The 17,562-nt window shown below is 74.2% G+C and carries 14 protein-coding genes; 3 read left to right on the top strand and 11 right to left on the bottom strand.

The window, feature by feature from the left end; genetic code table 11:
- Window positions 1–33: 33 nt before the first annotated feature.
- Window positions 34–1,413 carry an MFS transporter gene (locus tag OG500_RS12310; protein WP_327066608.1) on the bottom strand — a complete coding sequence of 460 codons (1,380 nt, stop codon included), beginning with the start codon at window positions 1,411–1,413 and terminating at the stop codon, window positions 34–36.
- A 71-nt stretch (window positions 1,414–1,484) separates the two neighbouring features.
- Here OG500_RS12310 and OG500_RS12305 point away from each other — a divergent pair, with 71 nt between their 5' ends.
- A complete protein-coding gene (locus OG500_RS12305; RefSeq protein ID WP_329579718.1) occupies window positions 1,485–2,474 on the top strand; it encodes an ArsR/SmtB family transcription factor in 990 nt (329 codons plus the stop codon).
- A 7-nt stretch (window positions 2,475–2,481) separates the two neighbouring features.
- On the opposite strand, the gene cobC is transcribed toward OG500_RS12305, so the two are convergent.
- The 3 genes from cobC to OG500_RS12290 all read right to left on the bottom strand — a co-directional run bounded on the left by cobC (window position 2,482) and on the right by OG500_RS12290 (window position 6,473).
- Window positions 2,482–3,969 (bottom strand): Rv2231c family pyridoxal phosphate-dependent protein CobC, encoded by a 1,488-nt coding sequence (gene cobC / locus OG500_RS12300; protein ID WP_329579716.1) that lies wholly within the window; start codon window positions 3,967–3,969, stop codon window positions 2,482–2,484.
- A gap of 125 nt (window positions 3,970–4,094) precedes the next feature.
- Window positions 4,095–5,813: a glycoside hydrolase family 27 protein gene (locus OG500_RS12295; protein WP_329579713.1), complete on the bottom strand. Its 1,719-nt coding sequence runs from the start codon at window positions 5,811–5,813 to the stop codon at window positions 4,095–4,097.
- A 153-nt stretch (window positions 5,814–5,966) separates the two neighbouring features.
- Entirely contained in the window at window positions 5,967–6,473 is a 507-nt protein-coding gene (locus tag OG500_RS12290; RefSeq protein ID WP_329579710.1) for a MarR family winged helix-turn-helix transcriptional regulator, read from the bottom strand.
- A 47-nt stretch (window positions 6,474–6,520) separates the two neighbouring features.
- On the opposite strand from OG500_RS12290, the gene OG500_RS12285 reads away from it, so the two are divergent.
- Window positions 6,521–7,267, top strand: coding sequence for an SDR family NAD(P)-dependent oxidoreductase (locus OG500_RS12285; RefSeq protein WP_327066603.1), 747 nt, complete (start codon window positions 6,521–6,523; stop codon window positions 7,265–7,267).
- Window positions 7,268–7,270: 3 nt separating this feature from the next.
- On the opposite strand, the gene OG500_RS12280 is transcribed toward OG500_RS12285, so the two are convergent.
- The 4 genes from OG500_RS12280 to OG500_RS12265 form a co-directional block, all read right to left on the bottom strand.
- Window positions 7,271–8,710, bottom strand: a complete 1,440-nt coding sequence (locus OG500_RS12280; RefSeq protein ID WP_329579705.1) for a phosphatidylinositol-specific phospholipase C domain-containing protein — start codon at window positions 8,708–8,710, stop codon at window positions 7,271–7,273.
- 131 nt (window positions 8,711–8,841) lie between these two features.
- On the bottom strand, window positions 8,842–9,363 hold the full coding sequence (locus OG500_RS12275) for a Uma2 family endonuclease (RefSeq protein ID WP_329579702.1): 522 nt from the start codon (window positions 9,361–9,363) through the stop codon (window positions 8,842–8,844).
- Window positions 9,364–9,432: 69 nt separating this feature from the next.
- Window positions 9,433–10,428 carry an Lrp/AsnC family transcriptional regulator gene (locus OG500_RS12270; protein WP_329579699.1) on the bottom strand — a complete coding sequence of 332 codons (996 nt, stop codon included), beginning with the start codon at window positions 10,426–10,428 and terminating at the stop codon, window positions 9,433–9,435.
- A gap of 58 nt (window positions 10,429–10,486) precedes the next feature.
- On the bottom strand, window positions 10,487–11,518 hold the full coding sequence (locus OG500_RS12265; protein ID WP_329579696.1) for an MDR family NADP-dependent oxidoreductase: 1,032 nt from the start codon (window positions 11,516–11,518) through the stop codon (window positions 10,487–10,489).
- 365 nt (window positions 11,519–11,883) lie between these two features.
- On the opposite strand from OG500_RS12265, the gene OG500_RS12260 reads away from it, so the two are divergent.
- Window positions 11,884–13,446, top strand: coding sequence for a hypothetical protein (locus tag OG500_RS12260; RefSeq protein WP_329579694.1), 1,563 nt, complete (start codon window positions 11,884–11,886; stop codon window positions 13,444–13,446).
- A gap of 6 nt (window positions 13,447–13,452) precedes the next feature.
- Here OG500_RS12260 and OG500_RS12255 read toward each other — a convergent pair whose 3' ends face one another.
- The 3 genes from OG500_RS12255 to OG500_RS12245 are packed head-to-tail and all read right to left on the bottom strand — an operon-like array spanning window position 13,453 to window position 17,532.
- Window positions 13,453–14,814 carry a cobyrinate a,c-diamide synthase gene (locus OG500_RS12255; protein WP_329579692.1) on the bottom strand — a complete coding sequence of 454 codons (1,362 nt, stop codon included), beginning with the start codon at window positions 14,812–14,814 and terminating at the stop codon, window positions 13,453–13,455.
- Window positions 14,815–14,822: 8 nt separating this feature from the next.
- Window positions 14,823–15,419: a cob(I)yrinic acid a,c-diamide adenosyltransferase gene (gene cobO / locus OG500_RS12250; RefSeq protein WP_329579689.1), complete on the bottom strand. Its 597-nt coding sequence runs from the start codon at window positions 15,417–15,419 to the stop codon at window positions 14,823–14,825.
- A 4-nt stretch (window positions 15,420–15,423) separates the two neighbouring features.
- Window positions 15,424–17,532 carry a putative cobaltochelatase gene (locus tag OG500_RS12245; RefSeq protein ID WP_329587525.1) on the bottom strand — a complete coding sequence of 703 codons (2,109 nt, stop codon included), beginning with the start codon at window positions 17,530–17,532 and terminating at the stop codon, window positions 15,424–15,426.
- Between the last annotated feature and the right edge of the window lie 30 nt (window positions 17,533–17,562).

Raw genomic sequence — 17,562 nt, 5'->3', positions numbered from 1 at the left:
CCGTGGGTGGCCGGGCAGCGGTGTCGGGCGCCCTCATCCGGCGGCCGCCGCGGTGCGGCCGCGCACCGCCCGGGAGAGCAGGAGCGGCAGCCCCGCCCCCACCAGGCCGAGCACCGCGCAGCTCCACCAGAGCGCCGCCGGACCCAGGCCCGCGTAGACCGCCGAGCCCAGCACCAGGGCGACGAGCCGGGCCAGACCGCGGGCCCACCCCGAGGCGCCCTGGTAGCGGCCCTGGGCGTCGGCCGGTGCCAGGTCGGCGACGATCGAGGTGTAGAGCCCGCTGGCGAAGACCTCGCCCAGGCTCCACACCACCACCGTCAGCGCGAACCCCCAGGCGCTGTCCGCGATCCCGGTCAGCGCGACGCCAGCACTCACCAGCACGATGGCCACCGACCAGAGCCGGAGCCGGTCGAAGCGGACCAGCCAGACCGAGGCGATCGGCTGCAGCGTCACCACCAGCAGCGCGTTGACCACGGCCGCCAGACCGAAGACGGTGGCCGGCAGGGCGTGGTCGCGGATCGCCAGCGGCAGCGTGAACTCGGTCTGCGCGTAGATGCCTTCGGCCAGCACGATGGGCAGCAGCAGGGAGAGCAGCAGCCGGTCGCGCAGCACGACCCGGTAGCCGCCGCCGTCCGCGGCCGCCCGCCGGTCCGCGGCCCGCCCCGCCGAGCGCGGCAGCAGGGTGGCCGCCAACAGGGCGTAGCCCAGGCAGGTGGCCGCGTCGAGCGCGAAGAGCAACCCGTAGCCGTGCTCGGCCAGGAACCCGCCGATCGCACCCGCCACCGCCGTACCGACGTTGATCGACCAGTGGAACAGCCCGAACGCGACCCGCCGCCGCTCGGGCCCGGTCGCGCCGGCCACCAGCGTGGCGGCGCCGGGCAGGTGCAGGCTGCCCGCCGCGCCCAGGGCCACCGCCGCCAGCGTGAGGGTGGCCAGGTTCGGAGCGGCGAAGAGCAGGCCCTGCGAGGCGGCCGTGCCGATCATCCCGGTGACCATCGCGGCGCGGCTGCCGAGGCGGTCGGTCAGCAGCCCGCCGAGCACCGGGCCGAGCAGCCCGCCGAGCCCGAGCGCGCCCAGCACGAAGGGGATCCGGTCGGTGGCGATGTGCCGGGAGCCGAGGAAGAAGACCAGGAATGGCAGCACCATGTTGCCCACCCGGTTCACCGCCGTGCCGCCGATCACCACCCAGAACGGGCCGCCGAAGCCGCCGAACCGGGCGCGGAGCCGGTCGGTTCGGCGGGGCCCGGCCGGCAGCGCGGCAGGGGAGGTGGGCGTGGAGACGGCGTCGACCAGGGCGGACGCGTCGGGGAGGGCCGCGACGGCGACGGACTCGACAGGGAGGGATTCGGAGGGGAGGATCCAGGCGGGGGCAGCGTCGAGGGGGGCCTCGACGGCCGTGGTGTGCGGGGTCATGGCGGGAATCCTGCGCGGGTCACCGAAGTTGCACCATTCATTCAGGCAGGGCCGAATCCAAGGGGGAGACCGTGCTCGAACTGGCCTTTTCGGCCCGCGACCTGGCCCACACCAGACTGGCGCTCTCGCCGCTCTGGGAGGTGGTGACCAGCCTTCGGGTGCTCGCCTCGCCCACCGCCCGCCCGCTGCACCGGCGCTGGGCCGACCGGACGCTGCCGCGGCTGGCCGCCGCCGGCCTGCCCGGCGCTCTGCTGGCCGACCTGGTCCCGGCCCAGGGCTACATCCCCGACTTCCTCAACCCGCCGCCGCCCTCGCTCACCCCCAGCCCGCGCGCCGACCTCGCGCTGGAGGGCGAGCTGGCCGTGCTGGCCGCCGCCACCCCCGAGCAGATCCGCGCCGACCTCGGCCGGCTGGCGCCCTGGACCCCCGCCGTGCGGGCCTTCGACGAGGACCCGGCGGCCGTCCTGCCGCAGCTGATCGACGAGCTGCGCCGGTACTGGGAGGTCGCGCTCGCCCCCTCCTGGCCGCGGCTGCGCACCGTGCTGGAGGCGGACGTGCTGCACCAGTCGCGGCGCTTCGCCGCCGGGGGCGCGGCGGCCGTGCTGGGCGAGCTGGACGCGCGGGTGGAGTGGTGCTCGGAGGTGCTGCGGCTGCCGCAGAACACCTGCGACCACAAGGGCACGCTGTCCGGGCGCGGGCTGCTGCTGGTCCCCTCGGCCTTCGTGGGGCCCTCGGTGCTGCTGATCAACCGGCCGACGGAGGTGGTCCAGCTCTGCTACCCGAGCCGGGGCGTCGGCATGCTCTGGGAGCAGCCCAGTGCCGAGGTGCCGGACGCGGTGGCCGCCGTGCTCGGCCGCTCGCGCGCCCTGCTGCTCACCGAGCTGGCCGCCCCGGCCTCCACCACCGAACTCTCGCACCGCACCGGGATGTCCGCCGCCGGGGTCTCCCAGCACCTCACCGCGCTGCGGGCGGCCGGCATCGTCTCCTCGCAGCGCTCCGGCCGCTCGGTCTTCTACCAGCGCACCCAGCTCGCCGACTCGCTGCTCGGCGCGTCCGGCTGACGGTCCGTCAGACAGCTTGGGCGAGCGCCGCGCGGAACGCGTCCACGGTGGCCCGGTCCCGCACGGCCAGTCGCAGCCAGTCCCGGCCCAGCCCCGGGAAGGTGTCCCCGCGCCGGACGGCGAAGCCCGCCGCCCGCAGCCGCTCGCGCACCCCGTCGGCGCCGGGCAGCCGGATCAGCACGAAGGAGGCGGCCGGTTCGCCGTGCACCCGGATGCCCGGCAGCTCGGCCAGCCGCTTCAGCAAGTACCCGCGGTCCTCGGCGAGTCGGCCGGCCGCCGCCTCGGCCTCGGCCAACGCGGCCGGGGCGCTGCAGAGTTCGGCGGCCAGCAGGCCCAGGCTGGAGACCGGCCACAGCGGCTGGCTGCGGGCCAGCTCCGCGACCAGGGCGGGCGGCGCCAGCAGATAGCCGATCCGCAGCCCGGCCAGCCCCCAGGTCTTCGTGAGGCTGCGCAACACCACGACCTGGCCGGGCAGTTCCCGCAAGGAGGCGAGCGAGGCCGGCTCGCCGGGCACGGTGTCCATGAAGGCCTCGTCCACCACCAGGGTGCGCCCGGGCCGGGCCAGGGCGATCAGGCCGGCGGCGGGGTGCAGCACCGAGGTCGGGTTGGTCGGGTTGCCGATCACCACCAGGTCGGCCTCCTCGGGCACCGCGCCCGCGGTGAGCCGGAAGCCGTCCTCGGGCCGCAGCAGCGCCCGGTGCACGGTGATCCCCGCGTCGCGCAGCGCGGCCTCGGGCTCGGTGAACTGCGGGTGCACGACCACCGCGTGACGCGGGCGCAGGGTGCGGGCCAGTAGCACGAAGGCCTCGGCGGCGCCCGCGGTGAGCAGCACCTCCTCGACCGGGCGGCCGTGCCGGGCGGCGACGGCGGCGCGGGCGGTGGTCTGCTCGGGGTAGGCGGCGAGGTCGCCGAGCGCCTCGGCCAGCGCGGTGCGCAGCCAGCTGGGCGGCGTGCCGGTGCGGACGTTGACCGCGAGGTCGACCAGGCCCGGGGCGCGGACCTCGGCGTCGCCGTGGTGGCGCAGGTCCGGCTCGGTGGCGGGCTGCGGGTCGGCGGGCTGCGGTCCGGTGGGCTGCGGGTCGGTGGGCTGCGGGTCGGCGGGCTCGCGCGGACCGCCGGGCAGCGTCGCGACGGCCACCGTCGACCGGCCCGACTTCCGCTTCCCGACAAGGAGCTCCCCGCCGCCGAGCAGTGCCGCCGCCTCCGCCACGCTCGCCGTCCCGGTGGCGGCCAGCACCCGGGCCGAGGGGTTGGGCACCGCGACCGCGCCCAGCTCCGCTGCCGGATGACCGACCAGTGGGACCCCCAACGCCCTTGCCGCACCCAGCAGTCCGGGCTCGGCACGGCGCCCGTCGACGGTGGCGAGCCGCCGCACCGCCGCGGCCGGCAGACCGGCGGCGGCCAGTGCCTCGGTGATCAGCGTGAGCACCTCGTCCTCGGCCACTCCGGCGCTCGCACCGACCCCGACCACCACGCCGTCCGTAGCATCGCTCACCTGTTGGTTCTCCCTCCGCGCCCCGGAATACCACCACGTGGCGCGGAGGGAGGTCAATCACGGCCGTGCCGGTCAGGGGCGCCGGTCAGGGCCGCTGGTCAGTGGCACAGGTCGGGCGGCGCGGGTCACTGCTGGGTCCAGCGCTGGTTGGCGCCACCGTTGCAGGAGTAGACCTCGACCGGGACGCCGTTCACGTTGCCGGACGGCAGATTGCCGCCGGTGACGTCCAGGCAGAGCCCGTAGGCGCTCGGCGTGGTGATCGAGCCGTCGCCGTTCACCGTCCACTTCTGCGCGGCGCTGCCGTCACAGGGCTCGACCGTCACCGGGGTGCCCGAGGCGAGGCCGCCGCCGGCCGTGCCCAGGCACTGGGTTCCGCCGTAGGTGCGCAGGTCGCCGTCGGAGCCGGCCGCCCAGCGCTGGTTGGCGCCGCCGTTGCAGTCCCAGATCTCCAGCTTGGTGCCCGGAGCGGTCTGGTTGTCGTAGGCGTCCAGGCAGCGGTCCGAGGACTGCGAGACCAGCAGGTGCGAGGCGCCGACGGTGACGTTCAACGGCGTGACCCGGTACATCACCGAGCCGCCGGGCGGCACGCTCGCGGACATGGTCCCGTCCTGGCTGACGGTGCTGGTGTGCGCCCACAGGTCGTCGAGCCGATAGCCGCCGACCGCCGACGGCAGGCCGAGCGCCGAGGCGGTGGTGGAGATGGTGGCCGGGGCACCGGTCTCGTTGAAGAGCACGGTCGCCACGTCGCCGTCGGCCAGCGGCCGGCGCAGCACGTCGAGGCCGCCGGTGCCGCTCACCTCGGTGCCCTGGACGCCGAGCGCGTCCTGGTCGACCGCGATGACGTCCTTGTCCAGGTAGAGCCCGAGCATCTGCTGGGTGATCGGGTAGCCCGGGTCGGCGGGGGTGGCCGCGGCCCGCAGGTCGGCGCCGGAGATCAGCGGGGCCGCCAGCACGGCCGCCAGCGACAGCTCGGACTTGGACTCGTCATAGGTCAGCTGGGCGGACGGGTCGGCGTAGTTGCCGGTGGTGAGCATGTCGATGTCGTTCCAGGCGCCCGGGCCGGCGTCCTGGGACTTGTCGAGATCGGCGTGCACCAGCCGGGTGAGCCCGGCGAAGGAGGAGTCGCGGTCGCCGTCGATCCGCCACAGGTTGGCCACGCTCCTGCCCCAGACCCAGGGGGTCTCGCCCTGCGCGGCCGGCTGCAGCGAGAGGCTCAGCACGATCGGGCGGCCGGTGGCGGCCAGCGCGTCGCGCATCCAGCCGTCGCGGGTCTCCAGCGGCAGCTTCTCGTCGCCGACCCGCTGGTCGGGGTCGCTGGCGAGGCAGTTGTCGTACTTGAGGTAGTCCACGCCCCAGGAGGCGAAGGTCCGCGCGTCCTGCTGCTCGTGGTCCAGGCTGCCGGGGAAGCCCTGGCAGGTGTGCAGGGTGGGGCTCTCGTAGAGGCCGAACTTCAGCCCCTTGCTGTGCACGTAGGCGGCGGTGGCGGCCATGCCGTCGGGGAACTTCGCCGGGTCGGCGACCAGGTTGCCGTTGGCGTCGCGGCTGCGGGAGAGCCAGCAGTCGTCGACGTTGACGTACTGGTAGCCGGCGTCGCGCAGCCCGGAGGAGGCCATGAAGTCGGCGGTCTCCTTGACCAGGGCCTCGCTGGTGTTGCAGCCGAAGGTGTTCCAGTCGTCCCAGCCCATCGGCGGGGTCAGGGCGACGCCGTTGTCCAGCGCGTGTGCGGGGGTCGGGGCGAGCAGGGCGCCCGCGCCCAGGCCGGGCAGCGCGAGGGCGAGGGCGAGCAGGGTGCGGCCGAGCAGCGTGCGAGGGGTCAGCGACCGCAGGTGACGGTGGGGCGTCATGGGCGCTCCTGTTTGATTGAGAGTGGAATCCGATGGGTGGGGGATCAGATTCCAACGCGATGCGACACAAGCTAGCGATGTGACATTGCAGTGGCAAGGCTTCGTGCAAGGCCTGCCGTCAATATCCGGTGCCGACCCCTGCCGACTCCCCGCTCACTCCCGGGGCAGGGCTGCCAGCAGCCTGGCCAGCAGGCGCGCCAGTTCGCGCTGCTCCGGGCCGTCCAGTGCGGCGTCCACCAACTGCTGCTCGTGCCGCAGCAGATCGCCCACCGCCGCCTCGACGGCCGCGTGCCCGGCCGCCGTCAGCTCCACCGGCACCGCGCGGCTGCCCGGCTCGGCGGGCAACCGCCGGACCAGTCCCGCCCGTTCGGCCCGGTCCACCCGCTGGGTGACCGCACCGGCGGTGATCAGCGAGCGGGCGGCCAGTTCGCGGGTGGGCAGCCGATAGGGCGGCCCGGCCCGGCGCAGGGTGCTGAGCAGGTCGAGGGTGGCGTCGTCCATCGCGACCCGGGCCAGGGTGCGGCGCCGGTCGTCGGTCAGCAGCTTGGCGGCCTGCCGGATCCGGGTCAGGATCGGGATCGAGCCGACGGGCAGCTGTGGCTGCTCGCGCTGCCAGGCCCGCGCGATCGCTGCGGCGAGGTCGTCCTCGGGTTCACTCATGCTGCTAGTGTGCCATTCACGTTTAGGTCTAAACGAGGGGATGCGCCATGAGCCGGACCGCACGTCAGATCGTCGTCACCGGGGGAGGCACCGGCATCGGACGGGCGGTCGCCGCCGCCTTCGCCGAACAGGGCGACCGGGTGGTGATCACCGGCCGCCGCAAGGGCGTGCTGGCCGAGGCCGCCGCCGAACTCGGCCCCACCGTGAGCGCCGTCGCCTTCGACGCCGCCGACCCGGCCCAGGTGGCGGCCGCGATGGCCGAACTCCCGGACCAGGTCGACGTGTTGGTCAACAACGCGGGCGGCAACACGGACATCGGCGCCGAGCCGGCCGAGGAGCTGCCCGCCCTTCAGGCCCTGGCCGCCGCCTGGCTGGCCAACCTCAACGCCAACCTGCTCTCCGCCGTCCTGGTCACCACCGCGCTGCGCGAACGGCTGCGCCCGGGCGGCGCGGTGATCAACCTCGGCTCGATCGCCGCCCACCGCGGCGGCTCCGGCTCCTACGGCGCGGCCAAGGCCGCGGTGGAGGCCTGGAACCTGACCCTGGCCCAGCAGCTCGGCCCCGAGGGGATCACCGCCAACGTGATCGCCCCCGGCTACATCGAGGAGACCGAGTTCTTCGGCGCCGGCATCGCGCCCGAGCGCCGCGCCTGGAACATCGCGAACGCCCTCAACCAGCGCGCCGGCACCCCCGCCGACATCGCCGGCACCGCGCTCTACCTGGCCTCACCGGCCGCGAGCCACCTGACCGGCCAGACACTGCACGTCAACGGGGGTACCTTCAGCGGGCGTTGAGCGCTACGGCAGCGCCCAGCGCTGGGCGGCCGTCCCGTTGCAGGACCAGATCCGCAGCCGGGTGCCGTCGGTCGTGCTGGATGACGGATCGTCAAGGCACGTACCGGACTGGGCACTCACCAGTGCGCCGCCCGCAGTCACGCTCCACTGCTGGTTCGCCCCGCCGTTGCACGGCCACAGCTCGACCGGCGTTCCCGGGGCGGTGGCCGCGCCGGTGACGTCCAGGCACTGGCCGTTGATCCGCAGCGTGCCGTCGGTGGCCGGGCGCCACTGCTGGGCCGGGGTGCCGTTGCAGGTGTACAGGTCGACGGCGGCACCGTTGGCGGTCGCGTCGCCGTAGTCGTCCAGGCACTTGCCCACGATGCCCGAAGTCACCTGCCCGGTCCGCCAGATGCCCGGATTGCGGTCGATCAGCCCGGCGATCACCGCCCACCCGGGGAAGTCCATCCGCAGCACGCCGGTCTTCCCCGGGCCGGCCGCGTCCAGGTAGTCGAGCAGGCGCTGGTTCTCGCCCTCGCCACCCAGGTAGCCGCCCGCCATGTCGGCCGGATCCGCGCCGAACGGGGCGCAGTTGGACGAGGTGTAGGTGACGTAGAGGGCGCCGGAGGTGTCGTTCGCGGCGTTCGTCAGGTTGCTCTGCGCCTCGCCCCACTTCTTCGCCAGGTCGCACTGGCCCCAGTCGTTCTCCACCGTGCTGCCCGAGTCGCCGCCGGGCAGCTGGGACAGCCCGAAGCCCGCGTACACCTCGCCGCTCGGGCCGGTGAAGTCGGCCAGCACGATGTGGCCGCGCGCCTGGCCGAGCGTGGGGGTGGCGGCGGTGCTGCCGCCGGTCACGGTCGGCGCGTAGAACAGGCCCGGGTAGCGGGCCAGATAGCCGTCGAAGATGCGGATCCGGTCGGCCTCGGTGGTGTTCGACGGATCGTCGGCACAGTGCCCGATCGAACCCGTCCCGCTGCCGCCCTCCGTGGTGTCCGCGTCGCACTCGCCGTGCAGGTTCATCACGACGGTCTCGCTGGGATGCGCACTCAGGAAGGCCTGCGCGTGCGTGAGCACGTCGTCGAAGTTGGCATCCTGGTACACATCGGTGTGATGGATGGCGAACGCCCCGCCGATCACCCGCACCCGGATGTCGACGGCACGGATCCCGGCGTCCAACTGCGCGGTGAGCGTGGCGGCACTGTCCCCGTGATCCTCCTGCGCCTCGTACGCCCAGGGCGCCAGCCCGCCGTGGATGGCGAGCGTGTCGTGCGTGCCGGGAATCGACATCGCGGCCAGACTCGTGCCGTCCGGCACCTGCGCCATCCAGTCCGGATGGCTCTGCCCGGTCAGGCTGTTGAACGCGTCCGAGGACGAACTCGGCTGGGCGACGGCCACATCGGGCGCCGCCAGCAGCGCCCCGCTCGCGGCGGCGAGCGTGGCGGCGACGGCGACGGCGGCTCTCATGGCACGCGGCGGCAGTAACGGGGGGAAGCGCACGGGGGTCCTCCTGGGGTGGGGGAGAGGTCGGTCGCCCGACCGACGGTCGGGCGACCGTGCGATTCTCCGCCCTGGGCCCCGGCCTGGGAAGGCCGCCGTCAGTCGCCGTAGGGCACGAGCGTGTCCAGCTCCAGCTCGAACCCGAACGGCTCGGGGATCCGGATCCGGTCGCCGAACTTCCGGTCGCTGCGGGTGTGGTACTCGTCGTGGTTCGGCTCCGAGAAGAGCGTCACCGTCTGCTGGCGCGGGTCGATGATCAGGTAGAGAGGGATCCGCATCACCGCGTAGTCCCGCAGCTTGTCCATCCGGTCGTTCCCCGGGTTGGACTTCGACACGACCTCCACGGCGATGACCGCTTCGTCGGCCGCGAGGCAGCTCAGGTCCGGGACCCGCGCCATAGCCATGTCCGAGCTCGCGACCGCGCTGTCGTTGCCGAACAGATAGCCCGCGGGTGCATGCTGCTCGAACTGGCGCTGCACGAGGCCGACGTTCCGCTGGTGGATGCTGGACGGCGCGGCCTGAATGATCAGGGTGTCGCCGGACCACTCGATCCGGACACCTTCGGGGGCGGTTCGCTGCAGGTCCTCCACGAAGTGGCGGTGCTTCTCGTAGAAGCCCACGGTGTCCTCCCAGGGGTTGCCCCGACCACCGTACGGCAGCCGGGGCGTGGCGGGTGGTCGGGCACGAGGTCACCCCCGGCGGCGGGGTGGGGCGGGGAGGACGGGGCCGGCGGCCTTGAGGGTCCGCAGTACGGGTGAGGACTCCAGGCAGTGGATGCCCCGGAGCGCGCCGAGCCGGTGGGCCAGGTAGGCGTGCAGGTCGGCGGGGCCGCTGCAGAGGGCGTTGGCGACCAGGTTGGTCGGGCCGGTGGTGGCGGCGACGTAGGCCAGCTCCGGGTGCCGGGCCAGGGCGGTGGCCACCTCGTGCAGACGGCCCGGGGCGACCGACAGCCAGAGCAGCGCCTGGGTGGCAGCGCCGAACAGGGTGCTGTCGACCTCCACGTCGAAGAAGAGCGTGCCGCCGGCCCGCAGCTCCGCCAGCCGGCGGGCGATGGTGGCGGGCGACCAGCCGGTGGCGGCGGCCAACTCGGCGAGGCCGGCCCGGCCGTCCCGCTGCAGGGCGGCGAGCAGGTGGTGGTCCGCGTCACCGAGTCCGCCCGGTCCGGCGGCCGGCCCGGGCCCGGCGGCGCCGCCCTCGCCCGGCGCCAGCCGCAGCTGCTGCTCCGCGGTGAGCGCGGTGCCGGTGGCCTGCCAGCCGGTGGGGCCGCCGAGGTAGGTGTGCAGCAGACAGTGCGCGGAGACGGCGGTGATGCTCGCCGTCCGGGGGATGTCCCGGAGCAGCAGGGTGTGGCTGGTGGAGGAGAGCGTGGTGTTCACGATCGCGGTGATCTCGGTGCCGCCGGAGGTGAGCTTCACCCAACTGGTGTCGGGCCGGCGGACCAGCGCCTGCGCCACGTCCTGGGCCGAGTGCGGACTCGCGCTGAGCCGTACCAGCCACTGGGCCCGCCCCGTCCGCTCCGGATCGGCCAGACCGACCACGCGCAGCGAGGCCTCGGCGCGCAGCTGCCGGTACCGGCGGCCGACCGTCTGCGGTGAGACGTCGAGCACGGCGGCGATCCTGCTGAACGGCGAGCGCCCGTCGATGCGCAGCGCGTGGATCAGAGCGCGGTCGAGGTCGTCGAGCATGGTTCAGTATGGCAGGGCCGGTGCCTGGTGGCCGGCGCCCGGTGGCGGCGTGGCCGGGCTACAACTCCACGACGACCAGGCCAAGATGCCCACCGCGGACGACCTCGCAGGCAGCCTGCGGAGCCCGTTCGATGCCGTCGATCCGCACGTGCGGGACGGCGATCTCGCCGCTCCGCAGCCACCCGGCCAACCGGGCCGTCCACTCGGCTCGGGCGGTGGTGGCGACGTCGTCGGCACTGAAGCCGCGCAGGGTGATCCGCTTGAGGATGAGCTGGAAGGAGTCGAGCTCCACCGGGGAGCCGGTACCGGGCCGTGCGGGGTCGAGCTGCCCGGAGAGCGCGCCGACCAGGACGTACCGGGCCCCGGGCCGCGCCACCCGCACGGCCGCCTGGAGCTGGTCGCCGCCGACGCTGTCGAGGAGGACGTCGATGCCGTCCGGCGCGGCCAGCGCCAGCTGCTCCGCCAGCGGTGCCTGCGCACTGCGCACCACGGCGGCGTCGTAGCCGAGTTCGGCGACCAGCCGCTCGGCCTTCGCCGGGGAGCCGGTGCTGCCGATCACCCGTCCGGCGCCGAGCAGTCGGGCGATCCGGCCGGCCATCGAGCCGATGGCGCCGGCCCCGCTGGAGACGAACACCGTGTCACCGGGCCGGAGTTCGACGCCCCGGGTCAGGGCGGCATAGGCGGTCCAGCCCATCGAGAGGCTCGCGACCGGGTCCGGCAGGTCCGCGTCCAGCGGGGTGCACTCGGCGGCGGGCACCACCGCGTACTCGCGCCAGCCCGACCAGTGGGTGACCAGGTCGCCGGACTGCAGGCCGGTGCCCCCGGGCGCCGTCACCACCTCGCCGACCGCCGCACCGACCAGCGTGTCACCGGGGCGCAGGACCGGGAAAGGGGTGCCCTCGGTGGCCCCGGCGATCAGCATCCGCAAGGTGCCGGCGACGTGGAAGAGCCGGTTGCGGACCAGCACCTCGCCGGGCCCCGGCAGCGGCAGCGGAGCCTCGACCACGGCGAAGTCCTCAGGCCGCGGAAGCCCGTGCGGCACGGCGGCGAGGCGGACTTCACGGTGCGTCGTGGGGAGGGCGGTGGGCATGGGAGCTCCTCGGCGTGGAAGGGGACGCTGCCCTGGCGCTGCTGGTCACAGCCCGGGCCGGTGGTTCCCATGGACGGTCACCGGCCCGGGCTGCGACCAGCAACGGGGTCCGCTTGGTGGATTCCTTCCATCCGAGCGCCCCCCAGCCGCGATTTCTCACACCGCCGCTCTCTCCTGTGCCCGTACTTCGGGGGTGCGTGAGCTGACCGAGGATGACGGCACAGCAGTTCGCCGATGCGATGCCGGTACGAAAAGCCCCGCCGGAGCATCGCTCGAACGACTGATGTCCACCTGCGCAGTCCGGTGGCCGACGGAGTGGCGGCGGACAATTGCGGGGTGGTCGGCTAGCGATTCGGGGGAGTCCTATGCACAACACATGGCACTACGATCGATGGATCGACGTCACTGTCCTGCTCCGCGATGACGGTGTCTCCTGCGAACGGGCGATCAAGGCGTTCACAGCTCGCGGTTGGACGATGGCACCTGCCACCAGCGAGGGACGCGACAGCCCGTTCCGGGCCGGCTATCGAGCCCATGTCGTCACGGTCGGCCGCGACGGTGGTCGGTGGCGGGCCCGAGCCGCTGCCGTCTGTGAGGTAGCCGAGCTCATTCGTGTCGCTGGGCTGCGTGGTGCGGAAGTCAGAGATGCCGACTTTCCCGAACGCACCGACGACAATTATCTCTACCGCCTGCACCGTGTTTGGCGGCACACGCACTCCGCGCCGCAGCGGATGATCGGGAGGTGCGCCTGTGCGCTTGGCCTCCTGGACACCGGTGACGTCGCCAGACTGCGGCCGGGAGACAACATCAGAGCGGAGGCCGACCGGCTCGAACGGCTGCGGGGCCATCGGGTCGGCGATCACATGCTCCGAGAGACCTGGATGGATCAACCGCCCAAGCCGCGCGACCCGGCCGCTGCGAGCCGCGAGGCGGCGAGCGAGGCACCGAGGATCAGTGATGAGGCGGGGTCCGTCCTGTTTCTCGCCCTGTTCACGATGTCCCTTCTCCTCGGTGCCGAACTGCCGCCGGCCCGTACCGCGAACGTGCGCGCTCTGCTGGCGGCGGCACTCCTGCTGACACTCCTGGGGGCCATGGCCTTCGTCCACTGCAGCGGGCGCCGCCGCGACGGGCTGCCCATGCTTCGGCTCATCGCCCTGACGTGCTTCGCAAGCGCGGCCATCACGGTCATCCCCGCCACCTTGGGCGCCGTCCTGAGCAGCAGAGTTCCCCACCTGGGGCCGAAGGTGCCGGTCCAGATCGTCCTGGTGCTGTTCGGGGCCGTCGGAACGGCGTTGCTGGCCCGTCGCTCCTGGCTCGTGCGGGCCGGCCTGGTTGCCGTGCCCGTGGCGCTCACACTGCTGCGGCCGGTGCTGCCCGTCGGCGCGAGCACGCTCTATGAGGTGTACCTGGAGGACTTCGGCCTGAGGGCGGCCGAGCTGCCCGTCTCCACCCTCTGGCGCACCCTTGCGGGACTGAGTGTCGTCTTCCTCGTCCTCAAGGTGCTGCTGGTACCGCTGGGCGCACTGGGATGGCTGCGCTACTTCCATGTCAGGTTCCGGCCAGCCATGACGGCTTACCCCGTGGTGGCCCTCTTCCTCATGACATGGGTGCTCCTGACCATCCAGGGCGCCATGAATCATCCGGCGCACGCCGCGGACAAGCTCCGCTCGCAGGCTGTCGCCGGGCGGCCGCCAACCGCGTACTTCGGTGTCCAGCCACGTCTGGTCTGTGTCAGGGCGCTGTCTGCGAACATCCCGATCGACGGTGAGAGCCTGCCGACGGCACGGCCGCTGCTCTGGTTCGGCACGGTCACCGACCGCGCACCGCTCTGGGATCCACGGACGGGTGAGACCACCCGTCCGTTCGCGCGCGATGTGGCGATCGTTCCGGCGCACCCTGACGCGACCACCGGGGCACTCGGCTGCTGAGGCCCCTCAGCGCCCAGCCGCAGCCTCGGTGAGCCGCTGTGCCACGCTCGGTGCTCCTGCCCAGTGCAGGTGGAGGTAGCTCGCGTGGACGTTGTCCGCTGTGAAGCCCTCGGTGTGGGGGGTGCCGGTCGGGGTGCGCCAGGCCCAGGCGGGGGTGGGGCCGTTGCCCGGGGTGCAGGTGGTGCGGTGGAACTCGTGGCCGCGGATGCGGGTGCCGGCGGCGGCGAGTGGGCTGTCGTGCAGGGCGACGGCCTCGCGGTAGCCGAGGGTGAGGCGCTCGGTCATCCGGGCGGTGGTGTCGAGCACGCCGCACATCGGGCGCCCGTCCAACTCGCGTCCCAGGTAGAGCAGTCCGGCGCACTCGGCGGCGATCGGGGCGCCGCCGGCGGCGAGGTCGGCGATCGCCGCGCGCAGCGGGGCGTTGTCGCTCAGCTGGGCCGCGTAGACCTCGGGGAACCCGCCGCCGATCACCAGGGCGGACGTGCCGTCGGGCAGGCGGGTGTCGTGCAGCGGGTCGAAGGGGAGCAGCTCCGCCCCTGCGGCGGTGAGGAGTTCGGCGTTCTCCGCGTAGGAGAAGGAGAAGGCGGGGCCGGCGGCCAGCGCGATTCGGGGGCGGCCGGCGACCGGGGTGACTTCGGCGGCCGGGTCCCAGGCCTCGGCGCGCAGCGGCGGGGCGGAGCGGGCCAGCGCCAGCACGGCGTCCAGGTCCACCGAGGCGGCGATGAGGTCGCCCATCTCGGCGACGGCGCGCAGCGCCTCGGCGGAGCGCTCCACCACCGGCACCAGGCCCAGGTGGCGGGAGGGCGTGGCGACGGCCGCGGTGCGGCGCACCGCGCCGAGCACCGGCACGCCAGCGCCCTCCTCCAGGGCCTCGCGCAGCAGGTGCTCGTGCCGGTCGGAGGCGACCCGGTTGAGGATCACCCCGGCCAGGCGCACTTCGGGGTCCCAGGAGGCGAAGCCGTGCACCAGCGCGGCCACCGAGCGGGACTGCGAGGAGCCGTCCACCACCAGGACCACCGGCGCCCGCAGCAGCTTGGCGACCTGCGCGGTGGAGGCCAGCTCGCCGCGCCCGGAGGCGCCGTCGAACATCCCCATGACGCCCTCGACCACCGCCAGGTCGGCCCCGGCGGCGCCGTGCCGCAGCAGCGGCTCGATCCGCTCGGGTCCGCACAGGAAGGCGTCCAGGTTGCGCCCCGGCCGGCCGGTGGCCAGGCCGTGGTAGCCCGGGTCGATGTAGTCGGGGCCGACCTTGTGGGGGGAGACCTTCAGGCCGCGCGCGGTGAGCGCGGCCATCAGGCCGGTGGCGACGGTGGTCTTGCCCGCGCCCGAGGAGGGGGCGGCGATCACGACCCGGGGGAGGTGCGGCACAGCTGTTCCTACCACTCGATCCCGCGCTGGCCCTTGCGGCCGGCGTCCATCGGATGCTTCACCTTGGTCATCTCGGTGACCAGGTCGGCCAGTTCGAGCAGCGGCTCGGGTGCGTAGCGGCCGGTGATCACGACGTGCTGGGAGCCGGGACGCTCCCGCAGCACCTCCACCACCTCGGCGACGTCCACCCAGCCCCAGTGCATGGGGTAGGTGAACTCGTCCAGCACGTACAGCCGGTAGGTCTCGGCGGCGAGGTCGCGCTTGACCTGCTGCCAACCCTCCTTCGCCGCCTCCTCGCTGGACTCCAGATCCCGCTGCACCCAGGACCAGCCCTCGCCCATCTTGTGCCAGGTGACGCTGCCGCCCTCGCCGGAGGCGCCCAGCACCTTCAGCGCGTTCTCCTCGCCCACCTTCCACTTGGCGGACTTGACGAACTGGAACACCCCGATCGGCCAGCCCTGGTTCCAGGCGCGCAGCGCGAGCCCGAAGGCGGCGGTCGACTTGCCCTTGCCAGGACCGGTGTGCACGGCGGTGATCGGCTGGGTACGGCGCTGACGGGTCGTCAGGCCGTCGTCGGGGACGGTCTCGGGCTTGCCCTGGGGCATCGGGTCACGCTGCCTTTCGCGCGGAGGGGAGGGCGGAGGAACGGGCGGAGGGGAGGGAGGGGGAACGGTGGGCGTGCACCAGGGCGGCCACGCCCTCGGCGCGCAGCTCGTCCAAGGTGACAGTGGTGGCGCGCAGTTGGGCCGCCAGGGTGCCGGCGAGGCCGAGCCGCACCGGCCCCGACTCGCAGTCCAGCACCACGGCGGCGGTGCCTTGGGCGGCCAGCAGGCCGGCGGCCCGGCCCGCCTCGCCGAGCGCCGCGCGCCCGCCGGTGGCCCGTCCGTCGGTGACCACGACGAGCAGCGGGCGGCGCAGCGGATCGCGCAGCCGCTCCAGCCGCAGCACCTCGTGGGCCCGCAGCAGCCCGGCGGCCAGCGGGGTGCGGCCGCCGGTGGGCAACTGCTCCAGGCGGGCCGCGCCGACCTCCACCGAGGAGGTGGGCGGCAGCGCCAGTTCGGCCCCGGCGCCGCGGAAGGTGATCAGGCCGATCTTGTCCCGGCGCTGGTAGGCGTCCATCAGCAGCGAGAGCACCGCGCCCTTGACCGCGGTCATCCGCTGCCGGGCCGCCATCGAGCCGGAGGCGTCGACCACGAAGAGCACCAGGTTGGACTCCCGTCCGTGGCGCACCTGTTCGCGGAAGTCGTCGCTGCGCAGCTCCAGCGCCCGCCCCGCCCGGCCCCGGGCCAGCTGGTGCGGAGCGGCGGCCCGCAGGGTGGCGGACAGGTGCAGCCGGGTCAGCGTGCCCTGCGGGCGCCGGGCGCGCACCGTGTGGCCGCCGTCGGTCTCGGCGGGCGAGCGCCGGCCCTGGGTGCCGTGGCCGGTGTCGGGGACCTTGAACAGCCTTGTCCGGTAAGGGTGTTCGGCTGCCACGGGGGCGGACTCGCGGGACGGCGCGGCCGGGTTGGGCAGCCGCGGCGGGGTGTCGGTGGCGGGTTCGGCCGGTGCCGAGGGCTCGGCGGGCTGCGACGCGGCGGGGTCGGGCGCACCACCGCCGTCCGGCCCGCCCTCGGGCCCGCCGTCCGGTCCGTCGTGGTCCGGACCGCCTTCCGGCCCGTCGCCGCCGTCCTGCGGGCCACCGTCGTCCGGACCGCTGCCCTGCGGCCCGTCGCCCTCCGGCGGCTCCGGCTCCTCGCCGCCCTGCTGGCCGTGCTCGTCCAGCGTCCGCTCCAGCTGCTCCTCGTCCAGCCCGGGCGCGTCGAACGGATTGCGCCGGCGCCGGTGCGGCAGCGCGAGCCGCGCCGCCATGCGGACGTCGTCCTCGGCCACCGCCGTGCGCCCGTCCCAGGCCGCCAGCGCGACCGCCGTGCGGGCCATCACGATGTCGGCGCGCAGCCCGTCCACCTCGAAGGCCGCGCAGACGGCGGTGATCTGCCGCAGCGCCGCGTCGCCGAGCACCACCGAGGGCAGCAGCCCGCGCGCGGTGGTGATCCGCTCGGCCAGCGCCCGCTCCTCGTCCTGGTAGCGGGCCGCGAAGCCGGCCGGGTCCGCGTCGTAGGCGAGCCGGCGGCGCACCACCTCGGCCCGCTCCACCGGGTCCCGGGTGGCCGCGATCTCCACGGTCAGCCCGAACCGGTCGAGCAGCTGCGGACGCAGCTCGCCCTCCTCCGGGTTCATCGTGCCCACCAGCAGGAACCGCGCCGCGTGCCGCACCGAGACGCCCTCGCGCTCCACGTACGAGCGCCCCATCGCCGCGGCGTCCAGCAGCAGGTCCACCACGTGGTCCTGGAGCAGGTTGACCTCGTCGATGTAGAGCACGCCGCGGTGCGCCTGGGCCAGCAGGCCGGGCTCGTAGGCCTTCACGCCCTGGGCGAGGGCCCGCTCCAGGTCCAGCGAGCCGACGATCCGGTCCTCGGTCACCCCGACCGGCAGCTCCACCAGGCTTGCGGGGCGCGCCAGTTCACCCGGCGCGGGGTGCGGGCCGTCCGGGCACTGCGGGTCCGGCGCCGCCGGGTCGCAGGCGAAGCGGCAGCCGTCGACCACCGTGATCGAGGGCAGCAGCCCGGCCAGCGCGCGCACCATGGTCGACTTGGCGGTGCCCTTCTCGCCGCGCACCAGCACCCCGCCGACGGCCGGCGAGACGGCGTTCAGCAGCAGGCCGAGCCGCAGGTCCGCCATGCCGACGATCGCGGTGAAGGGGTATCGGAC

Origin of the sequence: Kitasatospora sp. NBC_01250, assembly GCF_036226465.1 — a bacterium.
Lineage (GTDB): Bacteria > Actinomycetota > Actinomycetes > Streptomycetales > Streptomycetaceae > Kitasatospora.
Note: the sequence above shows the minus strand (reverse complement) of the source record. Positions and strands in the feature narration are given on the sequence as shown.

Excerpts from the sequence above, each read along its gene's own strand:
- OG500_RS12310 (WP_327066608.1), bottom strand. The coding sequence starts at position 1,413 with ATGACCCCGCACACCACGGCCGTCGAGGCCCCCCTCGACGCTGCCCCC.
- OG500_RS12295 (WP_329579713.1), bottom strand. The coding sequence starts at position 5,813 with ATGACGCCCCACCGTCACCTGCGGTCGCTGACCCCTCGCACGCTGCTC.
- OG500_RS12290 (WP_329579710.1), bottom strand. The coding sequence starts at position 6,473 with ATGAGTGAACCCGAGGACGACCTCGCCGCAGCGATCGCGCGGGCCTGG.
- OG500_RS12285 (WP_327066603.1), top strand. The coding sequence starts at position 6,521 with ATGAGCCGGACCGCACGTCAGATCGTCGTCACCGGGGGAGGCACCGGC.
- OG500_RS12280 (WP_329579705.1), bottom strand. The coding sequence starts at position 8,710 with ATGAGAGCCGCCGTCGCCGTCGCCGCCACGCTCGCCGCCGCGAGCGGG.
- OG500_RS12270 (WP_329579699.1), bottom strand. The coding sequence starts at position 10,428 with ATGCTCGACGACCTCGACCGCGCTCTGATCCACGCGCTGCGCATCGAC.
- OG500_RS12265 (WP_329579696.1), bottom strand. The coding sequence starts at position 11,518 with ATGCCCACCGCCCTCCCCACGACGCACCGTGAAGTCCGCCTCGCCGCC.
- OG500_RS12260 (WP_329579694.1), top strand. The coding sequence starts at position 11,884 with ATGCACAACACATGGCACTACGATCGATGGATCGACGTCACTGTCCTG.
- cobO (WP_329579689.1), bottom strand. The coding sequence starts at position 15,419 with ATGCCCCAGGGCAAGCCCGAGACCGTCCCCGACGACGGCCTGACGACC.
- OG500_RS12245 (WP_329587525.1), bottom strand. The coding sequence starts at position 17,532 with ATGGCGGACCTGCGGCTCGGCCTGCTGCTGAACGCCGTCTCGCCGGCC.